We start from the raw sequence: 776 nt of genomic DNA, 5'->3' as shown, positions 1-776 counted from the left end.
CCTTCGTAGTACTGATGGTTGACTGTTTCTCCTCGAGGCAAAAATTCAAAATGCACAATGCCATTAAAGTCAAAGAAAACTGCGATCATGTGCTTGACATTGGATCGGGACTGCCGTGCTTTTTATGGGCGTGGATATCCATGGCCGACCCATTGTGATGATTGGACTTTCGTCTCAATGTCGCTGCCGTACATCCAACTCTCATCACCTCCCGATGCCGCATGAAAATCATGGGAATCAACTTTGGTTCCTGTCAGGGTACACAGTATACACCTGACAGCCGCACTCAACCTCTGAAACTCGGCGCGAAGAATATTTTGCAGGCAAGAGCGCAGCGCATGGTCTCCCACCCTTTCGAGTCAGCTCGGACCGGGATGATCACCGTGTACGACATGCAACCTGCGGCCTACGAGATGTATTCCTAGCGTTTTCATCTTACATGCCATCGCTACGTTGTCCTTCATTTTCGTGCAAAGTTTCTTGCCCCTTCCCAATACACGCGTGTTTTCATACGAGTGAATGCAGCAAGAGCTGGTTACTTGGAGTTGTTCACCCGTCTTGTTCAATAGTCGCTCTGTCGTCAGCATTACAAAAACAGTGTACAACAGCAACAGTGCGAAAAAAGAGAACCAACAAGACAAAAAGGAACAACTGTCCAGAAGGTCTAGGTCCATGTGCTGTGACAGTGTTGGAGGCACCTGCACTAAGCCGAGAAACCACACCGTTTCCACCCCGAAGTCGGATCGTAGCCATGTCGTTCCTTAGTAAGACAAGTC

The 776-nt window shown here is 48.7% G+C and carries 1 pseudogene; it reads right to left on the bottom strand.

Annotation, left to right across the window (positions count from 1 at the left end):
• Nucleotides 1–104: pseudogene (locus tag Q2M23_RS44425) on the bottom strand (hypothetical protein); the annotation flags it as partial.
• Nucleotides 105–776: the final 672 nt, after the last annotated feature.

The organism is Bradyrhizobium sp. 33ap4, from assembly GCF_032654765.1.
GTDB lineage: Bacteria > Pseudomonadota > Alphaproteobacteria > Rhizobiales > Xanthobacteraceae > Bradyrhizobium > Bradyrhizobium australafricanum.
The sequence above is the reverse complement of the archived record's forward strand: the minus strand, read 5'-3'. Positions and strand labels throughout refer to the sequence as shown.